Origin of the sequence: Stenotrophomonas sp. GD03794 (genome assembly GCF_029842145.1) — a bacterium.
GTDB lineage: Bacteria > Pseudomonadota > Gammaproteobacteria > Xanthomonadales > Xanthomonadaceae > Stenotrophomonas > Stenotrophomonas riyadhensis.
Genome location: NZ_JAOCFV010000051.1, coordinates 14485 through 30747, shown reverse-complemented (window position 1 = coordinate 30747; position 16263 = coordinate 14485). Strand labels below are relative to the sequence as shown.

The following is a 16263-nucleotide window of genomic DNA, read 5'->3' as shown; positions in this document are numbered from 1 at the left end:
ATCCTTTTCCTGCGGAAAAGGGATCTGACCCCATTCGCATTTAAGGTTTGCCGTATCTGGCCTCATCGGTGAAAATCGGGATACCCCCGATTTCCTGCGAGTGCCGATGCACCATGACACCGACCTGATCAACATCGTTGCCGTTGGCCTCGGGCTCGCCTTCATCTTCGGCGCGCTGGCCAACAAGCTCCGCTTGTCTCCCCTGGTCGGTTACCTGGTTGCTGGCATCTGCGTAGGCCCGTTCACTCCCGGCTTCGTTGCCGACCAGGCGCTGGCCAACCAGCTGGCCGAGCTGGGCGTGATGCTGCTGATGTTCGGCGTCGGCCTGCACTTCTCGCTGAAGGACCTGATGGCGGTCAAGGCCATCGCCATCCCCGGTGCCATCGGCCAGATCGCGGTCGCTACCCTGCTCGGCTGGGGCGTAGCCTCGCTGATGGGCTGGCCCGCCATCCATGGCGTCATCTTCGGTTTCTCGCTGGCCACCGCCAGTACCGTGGTACTGCTGCGGGCGATGGAGGAACGCCGCCTGCTGGAAACCATGCGCGGCAAGATCGCGGTCGGCTGGCTGATCGTGGAAGACCTGGCCTGTGTGCTGGCGCTGGTGATGATGCCGGTGATGGCCGGTGTCTTCGGCCCCGACGCGGCCAAGGAATCGCACTCGCTGGGCAGCGTGCTGGCCGACATCGGCTGGACCTTCGTGCAGCTGGGCCTGTTCGTGGCGGTGATGCTGGTGGTCGGGCGCCGGGTCATCCCGTGGATCCTCGAACGTATCGCCGGCACCGGTTCGCGTGAACTGTTCACCCTGTCGGTGCTGGCGATCGCGCTGGGCGTGGCGTTCGGCTCGGCGATGCTGTTCGGCGTCTCGTTCGCGCTGGGCGCGTTCTTCGCCGGCATGCTGCTCAACGAATCGGAGCTGAGCCACAAGGCCGCGCATGATTCACTGCCACTGCGCGATGCGTTCGCGGTGCTGTTCTTCGTCTCGGTGGGCATGCTGTTCGATCCGAACATCCTCATCCAGCACCCGTGGCAGGTGCTGGCCACGGTGCTGATCATCATGTTCGGCAAGTCGGCGGCGGCGTTCTTCATCGTGCGCGCCTTCGGCCACCCGACCAGCACCGCGCTGACCATCTCGGCCAGCCTGGCGCAGATCGGCGAATTCGCCTTCATCATCGCCGGCCTCGGCGTGGCGCTGCAGATCCTGCCGAAGGAAGGCCAATCGCTGGTACTGGCCGGTGCGCTGGTGTCGATCATGCTCAACCCGCTGGTCTTCGGGCTGCTGGACCGTTGGCAGGCCAAGCAGGAACAGCAGCCGCAGCCGGCCGAGCCGGAAGAGGCAATCGGCCCATCGCGTGATCTGAACGGGCACGCGATCGTGATCGGCTACGGCCGGGTCGGCAGCGAGCTGGCACAGGTGCTGCGCGATCGCGGCGTGCCGGTGCTGGTGATCGATGACAACAAGGAACATGTCGAGCAGGCGCACGCCAAGGGCCTGGCGGCGATCCGTGGCAGTGCTGCCGCCGACCGGGTGCTGGCCGAGGCCCATCCGGAGCGCGCGAAGATTGCGGTGCTGGCGATTCCACAGCCGCTGGAGGCCGGTGAGGCGCTGGCCAAGCTGCGGGCGATCAACCCGGAGCTGACGCTGCTGGCGCGTGCACACAGCGATGCGGAGGTGAAGCATCTGCTGGAACACGGTGCGGATGGCACGGTGATGGCCGAGCGTGAGCTGGCGTACTCGCTGGCGGAGATGGTGATGTCCACGCCGCCGTATCGCGGGCTGGGACAGCACAGTATTCCGGTGGTGTGAGGAGTGTGGGTGCGGCAGGGCTTGCAGCCCTGCACCTGCTGAAGCAACGTCAACGACAAAAGCAAAAGCTGGCATTCCGTGGGATGGCGGGGTGGGTCCGGTGGCGGGAGACGCCGTAAACCCTTCCATGGGGGCTTGGCCGCGGCATCCATGCCGCGGACACTCCCGCCACCGGCCCCACCCCGCCTTCGACAATTTCCTGCGGCTGTTGGTAGGTGTCGACCTTGGTCGACACGGCGGTGCATGGGGTCAGATCCGTTTTCCGCAGGAAAACGGATCTGACCCGGAAACAAAAAGAATCCCCGGTCGACCCGCATCGACCGGGGATCTGGATCGCCACGTTGCCACGCCTTGGAGAGGCAGTTCCACCGTAGCGCATCGCGGCGTGGGTGGTGATCGCCTATGGCGATGACAACCAAGCGCGCGGCTATCAGGCGCCGGCCAGGGCCTGTTCCAGGTCGGCACGCAGGTCGCCGATGTGCTCGATGCCGATCGACAGCCGCACCGTGTCTTCGCTGACGCCGGCCTTGGCCAGTTCGGCGGCGTCCAGCTGGCGATGGGTGGTCGAGGCGGGATGGGTGGCCAGTGACTTCGCGTCGCCCAGGTTGACCAGGCGGGTGAACAGCTTCAGTGCATCGAGGAAGCGCGCGCCGGCTTCACGGCCGCCCGGCAGGCCGAAGGTCAGTACGCCCGAGCCGTGCCCGCCCAGGTAGCGCTGCGCGGCGGCGTGCTCGGGGTCGTCGGCCAACCCGGCGTAGCGCACCCAGGCCACCTTGGCATGCGCCTTCAGGAACTGCGCGACGGCCAGTGCGTTGGCGTTGATGCGTTCCATGCGCAGCGCCAGGGTCTCGATGCCCTGCAGGATCAGGAACGCGTTGAACGGTGACAGCGCCGCGCCGGTATTGCGCAGCGGCACCACCCGCGCGCGGCCGATGTAGGCCGCTGGCCCCAGCGCTTCGGTATAGACCACGCCGTGGTAGCTGGGGTCGGGCTGGTTGAGCCGCGCGAAGCGCTGGGGTTGTGCAGCCCAGTCGAAGCGGCCGGAATCGACGATCGCGCCGCCCAGGCTGTTGCCGTGGCCGCCGAGGTACTTGGTCAGCGAATGCACCACGATGTCGGCGCCGTGCTCGAACGGGCGCAGCAGGAACGGGGTGGCCACGGTGTTGTCGACGATCAGCGGCACGCCGGCGGCATGCGCGACCTCGGCGATGGCGGCGATGTCGGTGACGTTGCCACGCGGGTTGCCGATCGATTCGACGAACACGGCCTTCGTGCGTTCATCGATCAACGCGGCGAACGCGGACGGATCGGCCGGGTCGGCGAAGCGCGCCTGGATGCCGTACTGCGGCAGGGTGTGCGCCAGCAGGTTGAGGCTGCCGCCATACAGCGCACTGGAGGCGACGATGTTGTCGCCGGCCTCGGCGATGGTCTGGATGGCATAGGTGATGGCCGCCTGCCCCGAGGCCAGCGCCAGCGCACCGATGCCGCCTTCCAGCGCGGCCAGGCGCTGCTCCAGTACGTCGGTGGTGGGGTTCATGATGCGCGTGTAGATGTTGCCCGGCACCTTCAGATCGAACAGGTCGGCACCGTGCTGGGTGTCATCGAAGGCATAGGCCACGGTCTGGTAGATCGGTACCGCCACCGCACGTGTGGTCGGGTCGGGACGGTAGCCGCCGTGCACGGCCAGGGTTTCCAGTTGCCACTGCGGGTCGCTCATTGCACCAGGCTCCATCCGGGGAAACCGCCACCATAGGCCAGCCGGGAGCATCCGCTGAGAGCCGCTGGCGATGACGTCCGTACCACCGGTTATCAGGTTGGCCACGATTCAGGCAGCCGTCATGGGCCATTGCTAGGCTTCGCCACCGGGCGCCCCTGCCCGGGCACGGAGGCCCAACGCGCATGCAGCCATCCCCTTGGACACCCACCGCCAGCGGTACGCCGACCCCGGTCCTGCTGGTGGAGGACGACCGCCGCCTGGCAGAGCTGGTCAGCGACTATCTCCACGAACATGGCTTCGCCGTGCAGCATGTGGCCCGTGGCGACCTGGCCGGTGCCGCCTGCCGCCAGCACGCGCCGGAACTGGTGGTGCTGGACCTGATGCTGCCCGGCCTGGGCGGCATCGACGTGTGCCGGCAGATCCGCAGCTTCTCCGATGTGCCGATCCTGATGCTGACGGCCTGCGAGGACGACATCGAGCAGGTGCTCGGCCTGGAATCGGGCGCCGACGACTATGTGCACAAGCCGATCGAGCCGCGCCTGCTGCTGGCTCGCCTGCGCGCCCTGCTGCGCCGCCGCCATGGCAGCAGCAACACCGGCACCCCCTGCCGCCTGATGCACGGCGAGCTGCTGATCGACCGCATGCAGCGCGAGGTACACCTGCACGGCCAGCCGGTGGACATGGGCACCACCGAATTCGAGATCCTGTGGCTGCTGGCCAGCCAGCCGGGGCAGATCCTCTCGCGTGACCAGATCCTGCAGGCGGTGCGCGGCATCGGCTTCGACGGGCTGGACCGCAGTGTCGATGTCAGCATCGGCAAGCTGCGCCGCAAGCTGGGGGATGACGCGCGCGAACCGCGGCGGATCAAGACGGTGTGGGGCCGCGGCTACCAGTTCAATCCCTCGTCCTGGTCGGCATGAAGCGGCTGTTCCTGCGCCTGTGGCTGGTGGTCGGCGCGAGCTTCCTGATCACCCTGCTGCTGATCAACGTGATCTTCGATCGCATCTACCTGCCGTTCCAGCAGCGTGTATTCGCAGAGCAGGTGCGCGGCCAGTTGTATGCATTGCGGCAGGGGCTGGACGGAAAGGACTCCGCCGCCCAGCAGGACCAGCTGGCGCAATGGCAACCCCACTATGGCATTGCACTGGCACTGCTGCCGTCAGCGCCGGCCCTCGAGGCCGGCGAACAGGAACAGCTGCGGCGCAACGGGCTCATCTCCCGGCAGAAGTTCGAGATCGTACTGGCGCCGCTTGATCCACTGCATCCCGATGGCCCCTGGCTGCGCCTGCACCTGCCAGGCGAGCCGTCGATGACCCTCTATCTCACCCTGATCGCCTATTCGGTGATGCTGGCCCTGTTCGGGCTGTGCCTGTACGCCTGGGTGCGCCTGCTCTGGCGCGATCTGGACGCTCTGCGCGAGCATGCCGACCGCATCGGCGCCGGCGATCTGCAGGCACGCGCGCAGGTCTCGCCGCGCTCGCAGATCCGGGTCATCGTCGACCATTCCAACCGCATGGCCGCACGCGTGGCCGAGCTGGTGCAGCGCCAGCGCGACCTGACCCATGCGATCTCGCACGAACTGCGTACCCCCATCGCACGCGTGGCCTTCGGCCTGGACCTGATGCAGGACAGCGATGATCGCGATCGCCGCGCACGGCTGGCCCAGGGCCTGCATGGCGACCTGGCCGAACTCAACCGGCTGGTCAGCGAACTGTTGGCCTATGAACGCCTGGAACACCCCAGCGACGGCGAGCCTCTGCAACGCATCGAGGCCAATGACTGGCTGCAGGACTGCCTCGCCGATGCGCGACGCGACGCGGAACGGACCGGACTCGTCGTGCGCGTGCAGCCCAGTGCGTTGCCGCGGGTGGATGCCGAACCGCGGCTGCTGCAGCTGGCGCTGAGCAACCTGGTCGGCAACGCACTGCGTCATGCGCATTCGCAGGTCGAAGTCTCACTGGTTGGTGTGGGTGGCCGCGCCTGCCTGCGCGTGGATGATGACGGCCCGGGCATCGCCGAGGCCGACCACGAAAAAGTGATGCGCCCGTTCACCCGCCTGGATGACAGCCGCAGCCGCGATACCGGCGGCTTCGGTCTGGGCCTGGCCATCGTCAACCGCATTGCAGCCCGCCACGGCGGCGAGCTGCGCATCAGCCGCGCCACGCTGGGCGGCGCGCGCCTGGAAATGCACTGGCCGCTGGCTGCCAGCTGAACGCCTACGGGCACGATTACAGTTGATTACAACTCCCGCACAACTGCGGACGGATCGGTCGCCGGCATATCGCCACGCTGGCGACCCTGCAGCACACGCCGGATGCGCGTGCTGCACTCCTCCCATTGTCGAGAGTGCCCATGTCCCAGCGTCACCGTACCCCGTCCCTGCTCTGCCTGGCCCTGCTGCCCCTGTTCGCCGCGCCGATCGCCCATGCCAAGGAGGATCACTGGACCTTCGAAGTCGCCGCCGGTGGTGGCGTGACCCCGCGCTACAGCGGCAGCGAGGACTATCGTGCGACGCCATCGCTGTCCTTCGATGTCACCTCGCCGGGGGGATGGTTTCTGGGCACCAGTGGCATCGGCTGGGGCACCTCCATCGGCGAGCACACCCGCGTACGGGCCTACGTCGGCGCCAGCGGCATCCGCAAGGACAAGGACTCCCTGCTCGGCGGTTCGGACTTCCTGCGCGGCATGGGTGATATCGATACCCGTCCCCTGGTCGGCATCTCGGCTGGTTATACGCTGGGCGAAGCCGTGCTGAGTGGCTCCTGGCAGTTCACCCGCAAGGACGAGGACAAGGCCGAGAACGGCCTGGCCACCCAGCAGATCCACCTGAACCTGACGATGCCGCTGTTCGACCTGGCCGGCGGCGTGGTCAGCGGCAGCGTGTCCACCGACTACGGCAACCGTGGCTACATGCAGACCTGGTACGGCGTCAGCCCGGAACAGGCGGCGCGCACCGGCTTTGCCCAGCACACGCCGAAAGCCGGCCTGGTCAGTGCCGGTCTTGGCCTGAAATGGAGCCACCGCGTGGGCCGCAACGGCAACTGGTACATCTCGGCCGAGGGCACGCGACTGCTTGGCGACGCCGCCGACAGCCCGATCGTGCAGAAGCCCAACCAGTTCGGCCTGATGAGCGGCTACACGCACCGCTTCTGAGTGATTGCCGGGCATGGCCCGGCGTACCTCGCAGGAAACGGGGCGCTGCGGCCAGGCAGTGCCCCGTGTGAATCAGACCTTGGCGAACACCAGGTGGCCGCCGTCGTTGCCGACTTCAATGGTGTCGCCGTTGACGAAGGCGCCGGACAGGATCTTCTGCGCCAGCGGGTTTTCCAGCTGCGCCTGGATCGCGCGCTTCAACGGACGTGCACCATACACCGGATCGAAGCCAACGTTGCCAAGCAGGTCGAACGCTGCATCGGACACCACCAGCTTCAAGCCACGCTCGGCCAGCCGCTTTTCCAGGCCACGCATCTGGATGCGCGCGATCTGCTTGATCTGCTGCTTGTCCAACGGGTGGAACACCACGATGTCGTCCAGGCGGTTGATGAACTCCGGACGGAAGTGCGCCTGCACCACGCCCATCACCGCCGCCTTCATCTGCGTGTAGGCCTCCGGGCTGTCATCAGCGCTCATGTCCTGGATCTGGTGCGAACCCAGGTTCGAGGTCATCACGATGACGGTGTTGCGGAAGTCCACGGTGCGGCCCTGGCCATCGGTCAGGCGGCCATCGTCCAGTACCTGCAGCAGGATGTTGAACACATCCGGATGCGCCTTCTCCACTTCGTCGAGCAGGATCAGCGAGTACGGACGGCGACGCACGGCCTCGGTCAGGTAGCCACCCTCTTCGTATCCGACGTAGCCCGGGGGCGCACCGATCAGGCGGGCGACGCTGTGCTTCTCCATGAACTCGCTCATGTCGATGCGGATCATCGCGTCGGCACTGTCGAACAGGAACTCGGCCAGCGACTTGCACAGCTCGGTCTTGCCGACGCCGGTCGGGCCGAGGAAGAGGAACGAACCGGCCGGGCGATTCGGATCGGACAGGCCCGCACGCGAACGGCGCACCGCATCGGAGACGACCTTGATCGCTTCCTCCTGGCCGACCACGCGGTTGTGCAGCACCTCTTCCATCCGCAGCAGCTTGTCGCGCTCACCTTCGAGCATCTTGTTGACCGGGATGCCGGTCCAGCGCGATACGACCTCGGCGATCTCCTCGTCGGTGACCCGATCCTGCACCAGCTTGAAGTCCCTGTGTTCGGCTTCCTGCGCAGCGGCCAGCTGCTTTTCCAGCTGCGGCAGCAGGCCGTACTGGATCTCGCTCATCTTGGCGAAATCCTGGCGGCGCTGCGCGGCTTCCAGCTCCAGCTTGGCCTGCTCGACCTGCTCCTTGATCTTGGTCGCGCCCTGCAGCGCGGCCTTCTCCGACTTCCAGATTTCATTGAGGTCGGAGAACTCGCGCTCCAGCGCCTCGATGTCGTTCTCCAGATCGGCCAGGCGCTGCCGCGAGGCCTCGTCCTTTTCCTTCTTCAACATCTCGCGCTGGATCTTCAGCTGGATCACCCGGCGTTCCAGGCGGTCCAGCTCCTCCGGCTTGGAGTCGATCTCCATGCGCAGGCGCGAGGCGGCCTCGTCCATCAGGTCGATGGCCTTGTCCGGCAGCTGGCGGTCGGTGATGTAGCGGTTGGACAGCGTCGCAGCGGCGACGATGGCCGGGTCGGTGATCTCCACGCCATGGTGCAACGCGTACTTTTCCTTCAGGCCGCGCAGGATCGCGATGGTGTCCTCCACCGACGGCTCACCGACGAAGACCTTCTGGAAGCGCCGCTCCAGCGCGGCATCCTTCTCGATGTACTTGCGGTACTCGTCCAGCGTGGTCGCGCCGATGCAATGCAGCTCACCGCGTGCCAGCGCCGGCTTCAGCATGTTGCCGGCATCCATCGCGCCGTCAGCCTTGCCGGCGCCGACCATGGTGTGCAGTTCGTCGATGAACAGGATGATCTGGCCTTCGTTCTTGGCCAGGTCGTTGAGCACGCCCTTGAGGCGTTCCTCGAATTCGCCACGGAACTTGGCGCCGGCAATCAACGCGCCCATGTCCAGCGACAGCACACGCTTGCCGCGCAGTCCCTCGGGCACTTCGTCGTTGATGATGCGCTGGGCCAGGCCTTCCACGATCGCGGTCTTGCCCACGCCGGGTTCGCCGATCAGCACCGGGTTGTTCTTGGTCCGGCGCTGCAGCACCTGGATGGTGCGGCGGATTTCCTCGTCACGGCCGATCACCGGATCAAGCTTGCCGCTCTCGGCACGCGCGGTCAGGTCGATGGTGTACTTCTCCAGCGCCTGCCGCTGTTCCTCGGCATTCTCCGACTGCACGTTCTCGCCGCCACGCAGCTTGTCGATCGCGGCCTGCAGGCGGGTCTTGTCGGCACCGGCGGCGCGCAGCGCCATGCCCAGCGTGCCACTGTCTTCCAGCGCCGCCAGCACGAACCACTCGCTGGCGATGAAAGCATCGCCGTTCTGCTGGGCCAGCTTGTCAGTCTGGTTCAGCAGACGCCCCAGGTCATTGCCCATCGAGACGTTGCCGGCCTGGCCGGACACCTTGGGCAGTGCATCCAGCGCCTCGGTCAGGCGCTCGCGCAGGACCGGCACGTTCACCCCCGCCTGGGCCAGCAGCGGGCGCGTGCTGCCGCCCTGCTGGTCCAGCAACGCGCTGAACAGGTGAACCGGTTCGATGATGCTGTTGTCGCGGCCTACGGCCAGCGACTGTGCGTCTGCCAGCGCCTGCTGGAAACGCGAAGTGAGCTTGTCCATCCGCATTGCGAAACCTCATCGGTCATCAGGGCCGGCCCGCGCCGGCGATGCTGGAAAGATGCGGTTGCCCCACCCCGTTTCAAGGGTGACTGCGACTGCACCCCGAGGCCAGTCAGCCTGCGGCCAGCATGCCGGAACGGGTGTGGTCGGCGCGTTGATCCCGATCAGTTCTGCGCGGTGGACGGGCTCAGCGGGTGATCGCGCTGCGGATCGCCCGCAGCTGCTGCTTGACCGCCCTTGCCTGCCCCACATCCATGCGCAGCAGGGCCTTCTGGCCGATGGACCTCGACTGCAGGGTGGGATCGACGAAGCGATAGCGGCCGCGTTCATCGCGTGCCACCTGCGGCGCCTGGGCCAGTTCCGGGGTCTCCAGCAGGTGGTCGATCACCGTGACCAGACGATCGTTGAAGTAGCCCTCGGGCCGGCCCAGGTCGACGTAAGCCTGCTGGATCAACGGATAGAAGCGCTTGTAGGTTGTCGCCGTTGCCGCCGGGTCCAGCGCGGTGAAGGCCTGCACGTAGGGCGCATAGCGCGCCGCGTTGCTGACGGCGATGTGTTCACCGCCTTCGCCTGGCTCCACCTGCAGGTTGCCCGGCAGCGGCCGCGCGGCCAGCGCGGTCGGCGGCACGCTGGGCTTGTCCAGATTGTCGACCTGGGTGACCAGGCGTTGGATCAGGTGGTCGCGCAGCAACAGGGTCAGCGGCCCCTCGCCCTGGAACAACTGGCTCAGTGCGCCCCAGGCCGCGGCATCGCTGTCAGCCAGCCTGGGCAACGCCGGGTCGGCCGCAGCCTCGGCATCCAGCGGATGCTTGATCGGGGGTGGTGCTGGCGCGGGCTCTGCGGCCGCCTTCGGTTGTGGTGGTGCACCGGTACTGGCGGGGGTTGATTGCACCGGCACCGAGACACCGTCCGCCAGGCTCTTCAGCTGGTCGCGGAACAGCCAACCGCCCGCGCCACCGACCACCACCACGCCCAACACCCAGGGCCATACCGCCTTTCCACTCTGCATGATGCAGTCCCTCATCGTTTCACCTGCATGGACAAGGTGTGACCCCGCTGATTCCAGCCGGTTCCCCGCTTGTTCCGCTGCCGTTCGGGTTGAGGCACCCGTCTTTCACGCTCACGTCTGCTTTGCACTGCCCGCGCGAGGCTATGTGTCCTTGTCCTGTGGAGACACCGCCATGCAGTACGCGCTGTATTACTGGACCGGCATCCAGGGCCGTGGCGAGTTCGTGCGGCTGGCGCTGGAAGATGCCGGTGCCGACTACATCGACATGGCGCGGGTGCACGGCGATGCAGTGATGCAGGCGTTTCTCGATGGCAGCAGTGAAGGTGCACAGCCCTTCGCGCCGCCGTTCCTGAAGGCCGGTCGCCAGGTCATCGCGCAGGTCGCGGCAATCCTGGATTTCCTGGGCCCGACGCTGGACCTGGTGCCGCAGGCGGCCTCGCGGCGGATGCAGGCGCTGCAACTGCAGCTGACCATCGCTGATCTGGTGGCCGAGGTGCATGACACCCATCATCCGATTGCCGCATCGAAGTACTACGAAGAGCAGAAGACCGAGGCCAAGGCACGTGCTGCGTCGCTGCGCAGCGAACGGCTGCCGAAGTTCCTCGGCTACTTCGAGCAGGTGCTGGCCGCCAACGGTGGCCGTCATGCACTGCGCGAGCACTCGTATGTGGATCTGTCGCTGTTCCAGCTGCTGAGCGGGCTGGACTACATGTTCCCGCGCCGCATGCAGGCACTGGTGCCGACCCTGCCCCTGCTGCGTGCGCTGCAGGAGCGGGTGGCGAAGCGGCCGAACATCGCCGCCTATCTGGGCTCGGAACGGCGGTTGCCGTTCAACACCAACGGCATCTTCCGCCACTATCCCGAGCTGGATGGGGAGCGGTAGTGCCGGCCGCTGGCCGGCAGCTGCACACTGCGTCCGAGGTCCATGAGGATGCCGGCCAGCGGCCCGCACTACCCTGGGGTCAGCTGTTTTCACCCAGCGGCTTCACCGCCTGCTTCTGCAGCGACAGCAGGCCCAGCAGCACTGCCAAAGCCACGTACGCGCCGGCAAACTGCCAGCTGATGATGCGCGCCAGCCCGTCCAGGTCCCACGGCAGGTAGATGCCGCCGCGCGGGTCCACCGAGTGGATCAGGCCGAACAGGGTCAGCACGGCGGCCACCAGCAGGAAGCCGCAGGCGCGGCGCAGGCGTCCATCAACCATGGCCGCCACCGCCGAGATCCACAGCATCGACGTGATGATGAAGCCGTTGCCAAGGGTGAAGATCACCGCCAGCTCGGGCAGGCCGTGGCCGTCGAGCTTGGTCAGCCGCTGCGGCAGCTGGTCCGGCGCGATCCAGCCCGGTGCCTTGATCGCCAGCAGGTACGCTACCGACGGCAGGAAACCGAACACCATCGCGCCGGTGTGGTGGCGCGGCGTGGCCTGGAAGGCCTGGGTGGTGATATCGATGGCCACGTACACGATGATCGGTGCCAGCACCGCCAGCGGCAGCCACTGCACCAGCCCGGAGATGATGCCCAGCATGCCGCCGATGCCGACGAACAGGCCGGTCAGCAGCGTGTAGCCGCTGCGCGCGCCCATGTGCTTGTACGCCGGCTGGCCGATGTACGGTGTGGTCTGCGCCACGCCGCCGCAGACACCGGCCACCAGCGTCGCCACCGCTTCCACCAGCAGGATGTCGCGGGTGCGGTAGTCATCACCAGCGGCGCGTGCGCTTTCGGACACGTTGATGCCACCGACCACCATCAGCAGGCCGAACGGCAGCAGCAGCGGCAGGTAGGTCATCGCCGTGGGCAGACCTTCGAGGAAGCCCAGCGTCGGCAGCGGCAGCACCACCTGCGGCGGCACCCACGCCGGCACATGGAAGCCCGGTGCGCCCAGCCCGGCGATACCGAGGCCGTAATACAGCACGGTACCGAACACGAAGGCCAGCAGCACGCCGGGGCCACGCACCGGCAGCTTGCCCTTGGCAATCAGCACGTACAGCAGCAGGCCCAGGGTGGTGAAGCCGACCAGCGGCGAGCGCAGCGTTTCCAGCAGCGGTAGCAGGCCCATCAGCACCAGCGCGATACCCGCGATGGAACCCAGCAGCGCAGCCCGCGGCAGCGCGCGGGTGACCGCCTCGCCGAAGAACGACAGCACGAACTTGAGCACGCCCATGATGACCAGCGCGGCCATGCCCAGCTGCCAGGTGGCGATGCCCGCAGCATGCGGGTCCATGCCCTGCTGCTTGAAGGCGATGAAGGCCGGGCCGAGCACCAGCAGCGCCATGCCGATGCTGGTGGGTGCATCCAGGCCCAGCGGCATGGCGGTGACATCGTCGCGGCCGGTACGCGCAGCCAGCCGGCGCGCCATCAGGGTGTACAGCAGGTTGCCGACCAGCACGCCGAAGGCGGTGCCGGGGAACATGCGGCCGAACACCACGTCGGCGGGGAACTGGAAGATCCCGACCAGGGCCATGGCGATGAAGCCGAGGATGGAGAGGTTGTCGACGACCAGGCCGAAGAAGCCGTTGAAGTCGCCGGCGACGAACCAGCGACGCGGTGCGGCGGAAGCGGGAGCGGACATGGAAGGGGTGGTGGGGGTGGGGACCGCCGATGGTAGGCCCAGCGGGGCCGGCGCGCCAATTCCGTCGTGGAATGATGGGTTCCAGCCAACGGCGGAGCCCCTCGTGGCTGAGTTGGTCGCGGACAGCGATTTCTGGGTAGGGCCGGTCGGGATGGGCTGCGCAGGACACGCCGTAAACCCATCCCTGGGGGCTCGATGGCGCCATCCATGGCGCCAACGGTCCTGCGCAGCCCATCCCGACCGGCCCCTGACAGTTTCCTGCGGGTGCCAACCACGGAAGAGAATCAAAAGTTCAAAAGCAAAGGCAGGCGCTCGTTGTAGAGCCGAACCCATGCTCGGCTGCTGTACGCGAAGCCTCTGAGCCGAGCATGGCTCGGCTCTACAGAAGATCATTTCGATCATTCTTGCGTTATCCACGCATGGCGTGGATCTACCGGCAGATCGCGATGATCTGTCGAAGGCGGGGTGGGTCCGGTTGCGGGGGCGTGAGCCGCATGGATGCGGCGACCGAGCTTACATGGATGTACTTGCAGCGTCCCCCGCAACCGGACCCACCCCGCCATCCCTCAGCAAACCAGCTTCTGCTCTGGCTCCGGCTCGTAGCGGGTGCAGGGCGCAGCCCTGCATCGACCAACCCCCTACTTCTTCAGGAAGTTGTCCACCAGCAGATGCTTCACGTCGTCGAAGCGGCCGTTCAACACCGCCTTGGCTGCGTACAACGCGGTACCGGCCACCTGCTTGGCCTCGATCTGCGGCGGCATCACCAGTTCAGCGCGGCTGGTATGCACATCCAACAGCGCCGGGCCGCGCTGCGCCAGGAAGTCCTGCACCGCCTCCTCCAGGTCCTCGCTGCGGGTCACCGTGCGTCCGTGGAAGCCGATCACCTCAGCCAGGCGGCCGAAGTCCGGGTTCTTCAGGTCGGTGTAGTTGTCCAGAAGACCTTCCACCTTCTGCTCCAGCTCGACGAAATTCAGCGAGCCGTTGTTGAACACCACCACCTTGATCGGCAGGTTTTCCTGCACTGCGGTCAGCAGGTCGCCCAGCAGCATGGCCAGGCCACCATCGCCGGACAGCGAGATCACCTGGCGGCCGGGGAACGCCTTCTGCAGGCCGAGTGCCTGCGGCATCGCATTGGCCATCGTGCCGTGCAGCAGGCTGGTCAGCGTGCGGCGGCGTCCGTTGACACGGATGTGGCGCAACACCCACACCATCGGCGAGCCACCGTCGGCAGTGAACAGCGCATCATCGGTGGCATGTTTCGACAGCAGCGCGGTCAGGTGCTGCGGGTGGATCAACTCACCTTCGCCCGGCTGTTCTTCCTGCTCGCGCTTCTTCAGCGCCTTGTCACGGCGCTCGACGCATTCGTCCAGGAAGCTGCTGTCCTCGCGCGGCGGCAACATCGGCAGCAAGGCGTCCAGCGTCGGTGCGATATCGCCGACCACGCCGAGGCTCACCGGATGGCGGCGGCCGAGATGACTGCCATCGCGGTCGACCTGGATGATAGTCGCCTTGTCGGGGTAGAACTGGCCCCAGGCGAAGTCGGCGCCGAGCAGCAGCAGCGTGTCGCATTCCATCAGCGTGTGGAAGCCGGATTCGATGCCGAAGATGCCGGTCATGCCCATGTTGTACGGGTTGTCCGGCTCGACGAAGTCCTTGGCACGCGAGGTGTGCGCCACCGGCGCCTGCAACCTGCGCGCAAGTTCCAACAACTGCACGTGTGCACCCTGGCAGCCGGCGCCGGCATAGATGCCAATGCGCTTTCCCTGCCCCAGCAGTTCGGCGATGCGCTGAAGCTCGGCATCCGACGGGCGCAGCACCGGTTGCGTGTAATGCACCGAGAACGGCACGTCGTGCTTCACCTCGGCCTGGCTGATATCCGCGGGCAGGATCACCACCGCCACGCCACGGCGGCTGATCGCCGCCTGGCAGGCCAGCGTGACCACACGCCGCGCCTGCTCGGCGCTCTGCACCTGCTCGCAGAACACCGAACAACTGGCGTACACCGCCTTGAAGTCCACTTCCTGTGGGAATTCCATGCCCAGCTCGCTGGTCACCACCTGGCTGGCGATCAGCACCATCGGCGCGCGGTTGCGGTTGCTCTCGAACACGCCATTGATGAAATGCAGGCTGCCGGGGCCGCAGGAGCCGGCGCAGGCGGTCAGTTCGCCACTGACCAGGGAATCGGCGCCGGCAGCAAACGCTGCCACTTCTTCATGGCGCACATGCACCCATGCGATCTCGCTGCCATGCATCGCATCGGTCACGTGGTTGAGCGTATCGCCCACGATGCCGTAGCAACGGCGGACACCGGCCTGCTGCAGGGCGTCCACCACGATTTCGGCCACGCGCTTGCTCATCGGATACATCCTCGAACGGGGGAACGTCCGAGGCTAGACCCGATGAAGTGATGCCTCCGCAAAAAAAGGGGACGGAGGGAATTAAGTCGTATGTGCCACAAACGACTTAATTCCCTCCGTCCCCTTTTTCTTCAATCGTTGACGTTGATCCAACCTTCCACCGCGCCCAGCTTCGGATTGCGGTAGCGCAGCTTCATCCAGCCATCCTGCTCATCCAGCATCTCCACGTGGTCGCCCTGCACCAGGTAGCGTTTGGTGCTGGATGCGCCGGGCCGATCGAACAGGAACAGGCGCGCTGGCACCACGGTGGCCTGCTGGCCACGTAGCGGCCCGTCGGGCGGTGCGCCCAGGCCATCGGCGATGGCGGTCTCCAGCACGCGACCGGCGGGATCATAGGTGCGCCAGACCGCCAGCGGACCCTGCTCGTCGGTCTGTTCCCATTGCAACGCAGCGTTCACCGTGTCGCCCAGCATCAGCACACTCTCGCTGCGGTAGAGGTAGAGCGTCGCGCCCGAGAACCGGTACTGGTCGGCGTACCACATCGGGCCACTGCGGCAGCTGCTGGTCAGGGTTCGAGTGGCAGCATCCACGCTCAACCCCATCAGGTCACCGCAGCTGTCCTTGCCATGGGTGTCCGCCTGCAGCGCGCGGAACCCAGCACTGGCCGGATCGAAGCGATACACCGCCACCGCCTCGTTGACCATGCCCACCGATGCACGCGCAACCAGTTCCGGGTAGCCATCGAAATCGACGTCTTCCAGCGACCATTGCGAATTGCCATCGGCATCGGCCGCGCCCTCAAGCGTCTGGCGCTTGCCCGACGGTGACAGCTGCACCGCGATGCTGCCGTCCTGCTGGGGATCGGCGTGCGCCTGCACGTGAGCGGCCACCTGGAACCGCAGCGTCTCGCTGTCGTCCCCACGCGCCTGCGCCGTCGGTGCCAGCACGCCGGCCAACACCAGGCCCAGCAGGCATTCCCTGTAGTTCATCACTGCTCCCTGCGG

At 66.6% G+C, this 16263-nt stretch carries 11 protein-coding genes; 5 read left to right on the top strand and 6 right to left on the bottom strand.

What is annotated here, in order from left to right:
- Positions 1-106: 106 nt before the first annotated feature.
- Positions 107-1804, top strand: a complete 1698-nt coding sequence (gene ybaL, locus N5D91_RS19950; protein ID WP_088026892.1) for a YbaL family putative K(+) efflux transporter — start codon at positions 107-109, stop codon at positions 1802-1804.
- A gap of 430 nt (positions 1805-2234) precedes the next feature.
- Here the strand turns inward: ybaL and N5D91_RS19945 are convergent, their stop codons facing one another.
- Positions 2235-3521 (bottom strand): aminotransferase class V-fold PLP-dependent enzyme, encoded by a 1287-nt coding sequence (locus N5D91_RS19945; protein WP_110713313.1) that lies wholly within the window; start codon positions 3519-3521, stop codon positions 2235-2237.
- A gap of 182 nt (positions 3522-3703) precedes the next feature.
- Here N5D91_RS19945 and N5D91_RS19940 point away from each other — a divergent pair, with 182 nt between their 5' ends.
- The 3 genes from N5D91_RS19940 (at position 3704) to N5D91_RS19930 (ending at position 6674) form a co-directional block, all read left to right on the top strand.
- A complete protein-coding gene (locus tag N5D91_RS19940) occupies positions 3704-4441 on the top strand; it encodes a response regulator transcription factor (protein WP_049461520.1) in 738 nt (245 codons plus the stop codon).
- Complete coding sequence (locus tag N5D91_RS19935) at positions 4438-5733, top strand: ATP-binding protein (protein ID WP_164162901.1); 1296 nt, start codon at positions 4438-4440, stop codon at positions 5731-5733. The genes N5D91_RS19940 and N5D91_RS19935 overlap by 4 nt, the downstream gene beginning before the upstream one ends.
- Positions 5734-5873: 140 nt before the next feature.
- Positions 5874-6674, top strand: a complete 801-nt coding sequence (locus N5D91_RS19930) for a MipA/OmpV family protein (RefSeq protein ID WP_164162900.1) — start codon at positions 5874-5876, stop codon at positions 6672-6674.
- A gap of 72 nt (positions 6675-6746) precedes the next feature.
- Here the strand turns inward: N5D91_RS19930 and clpB are convergent, their stop codons facing one another.
- Positions 6747-9332 carry an ATP-dependent chaperone ClpB gene (clpB, locus tag N5D91_RS19925; protein ID WP_164162899.1) on the bottom strand — a complete coding sequence of 862 codons (2586 nt, stop codon included), beginning with the start codon at positions 9330-9332 and terminating at the stop codon, positions 6747-6749.
- A gap of 181 nt (positions 9333-9513) precedes the next feature.
- A complete protein-coding gene (locus N5D91_RS19920; RefSeq protein WP_180854695.1) occupies positions 9514-10335 on the bottom strand; it encodes a DUF3014 domain-containing protein in 822 nt (273 codons plus the stop codon).
- A 172-nt stretch (positions 10336-10507) separates the two neighbouring features.
- Here N5D91_RS19920 and N5D91_RS19915 point away from each other — a divergent pair, with 172 nt between their 5' ends.
- Complete coding sequence (locus tag N5D91_RS19915; protein ID WP_180854696.1) at positions 10508-11218, top strand: glutathione S-transferase; 711 nt, start codon at positions 10508-10510, stop codon at positions 11216-11218.
- Between the two features lie 79 nt (positions 11219-11297).
- Here N5D91_RS19915 and N5D91_RS19910 read toward each other — a convergent pair whose 3' ends face one another.
- The 3 genes from N5D91_RS19910 to N5D91_RS19900 all read right to left on the bottom strand — a co-directional run bounded on the left by N5D91_RS19910 (position 11298) and on the right by N5D91_RS19900 (position 16248).
- Complete coding sequence (locus N5D91_RS19910; protein ID WP_180854697.1) at positions 11298-12902, bottom strand: hypothetical protein; 1605 nt, start codon at positions 12900-12902, stop codon at positions 11298-11300.
- Between the two features lie 638 nt (positions 12903-13540).
- Complete coding sequence (locus N5D91_RS19905) at positions 13541-15259, bottom strand: thiamine pyrophosphate-dependent enzyme (RefSeq protein WP_180846430.1); 1719 nt, start codon at positions 15257-15259, stop codon at positions 13541-13543.
- Positions 15260-15390: 131 nt separating this feature from the next.
- Entirely contained in the window at positions 15391-16248 is an 858-nt protein-coding gene (locus tag N5D91_RS19900) for an SH3 domain-containing protein (protein WP_110713326.1), read from the bottom strand.
- Positions 16249-16263: the final 15 nt, after the last annotated feature.

Excerpts from the sequence above, each read along its gene's own strand:
- ybaL (WP_088026892.1), top strand. The coding sequence starts at position 107 with ATGCACCATGACACCGACCTGATCAACATCGTTGCCGTTGGCCTCGGG.
- N5D91_RS19945 (WP_110713313.1), bottom strand. The coding sequence starts at position 3,521 with ATGAGCGACCCGCAGTGGCAACTGGAAACCCTGGCCGTGCACGGCGGC.
- N5D91_RS19940 (WP_049461520.1), top strand. The coding sequence starts at position 3,704 with ATGCAGCCATCCCCTTGGACACCCACCGCCAGCGGTACGCCGACCCCG.
- N5D91_RS19935 (WP_164162901.1), top strand. The coding sequence starts at position 4,438 with ATGAAGCGGCTGTTCCTGCGCCTGTGGCTGGTGGTCGGCGCGAGCTTC.
- N5D91_RS19930 (WP_164162900.1), top strand. The coding sequence starts at position 5,874 with ATGTCCCAGCGTCACCGTACCCCGTCCCTGCTCTGCCTGGCCCTGCTG.
- clpB (WP_164162899.1), bottom strand. The coding sequence starts at position 9,332 with ATGCGGATGGACAAGCTCACTTCGCGTTTCCAGCAGGCGCTGGCAGAC.
- N5D91_RS19920 (WP_180854695.1), bottom strand. The coding sequence starts at position 10,335 with ATGCAGAGTGGAAAGGCGGTATGGCCCTGGGTGTTGGGCGTGGTGGTG.
- N5D91_RS19915 (WP_180854696.1), top strand. The coding sequence starts at position 10,508 with ATGCAGTACGCGCTGTATTACTGGACCGGCATCCAGGGCCGTGGCGAG.
- N5D91_RS19910 (WP_180854697.1), bottom strand. The coding sequence starts at position 12,902 with ATGTCCGCTCCCGCTTCCGCCGCACCGCGTCGCTGGTTCGTCGCCGGC.
- N5D91_RS19905 (WP_180846430.1), bottom strand. The coding sequence starts at position 15,259 with ATGAGCAAGCGCGTGGCCGAAATCGTGGTGGACGCCCTGCAGCAGGCC.
- N5D91_RS19900 (WP_110713326.1), bottom strand. The coding sequence starts at position 16,248 with ATGAACTACAGGGAATGCCTGCTGGGCCTGGTGTTGGCCGGCGTGCTG.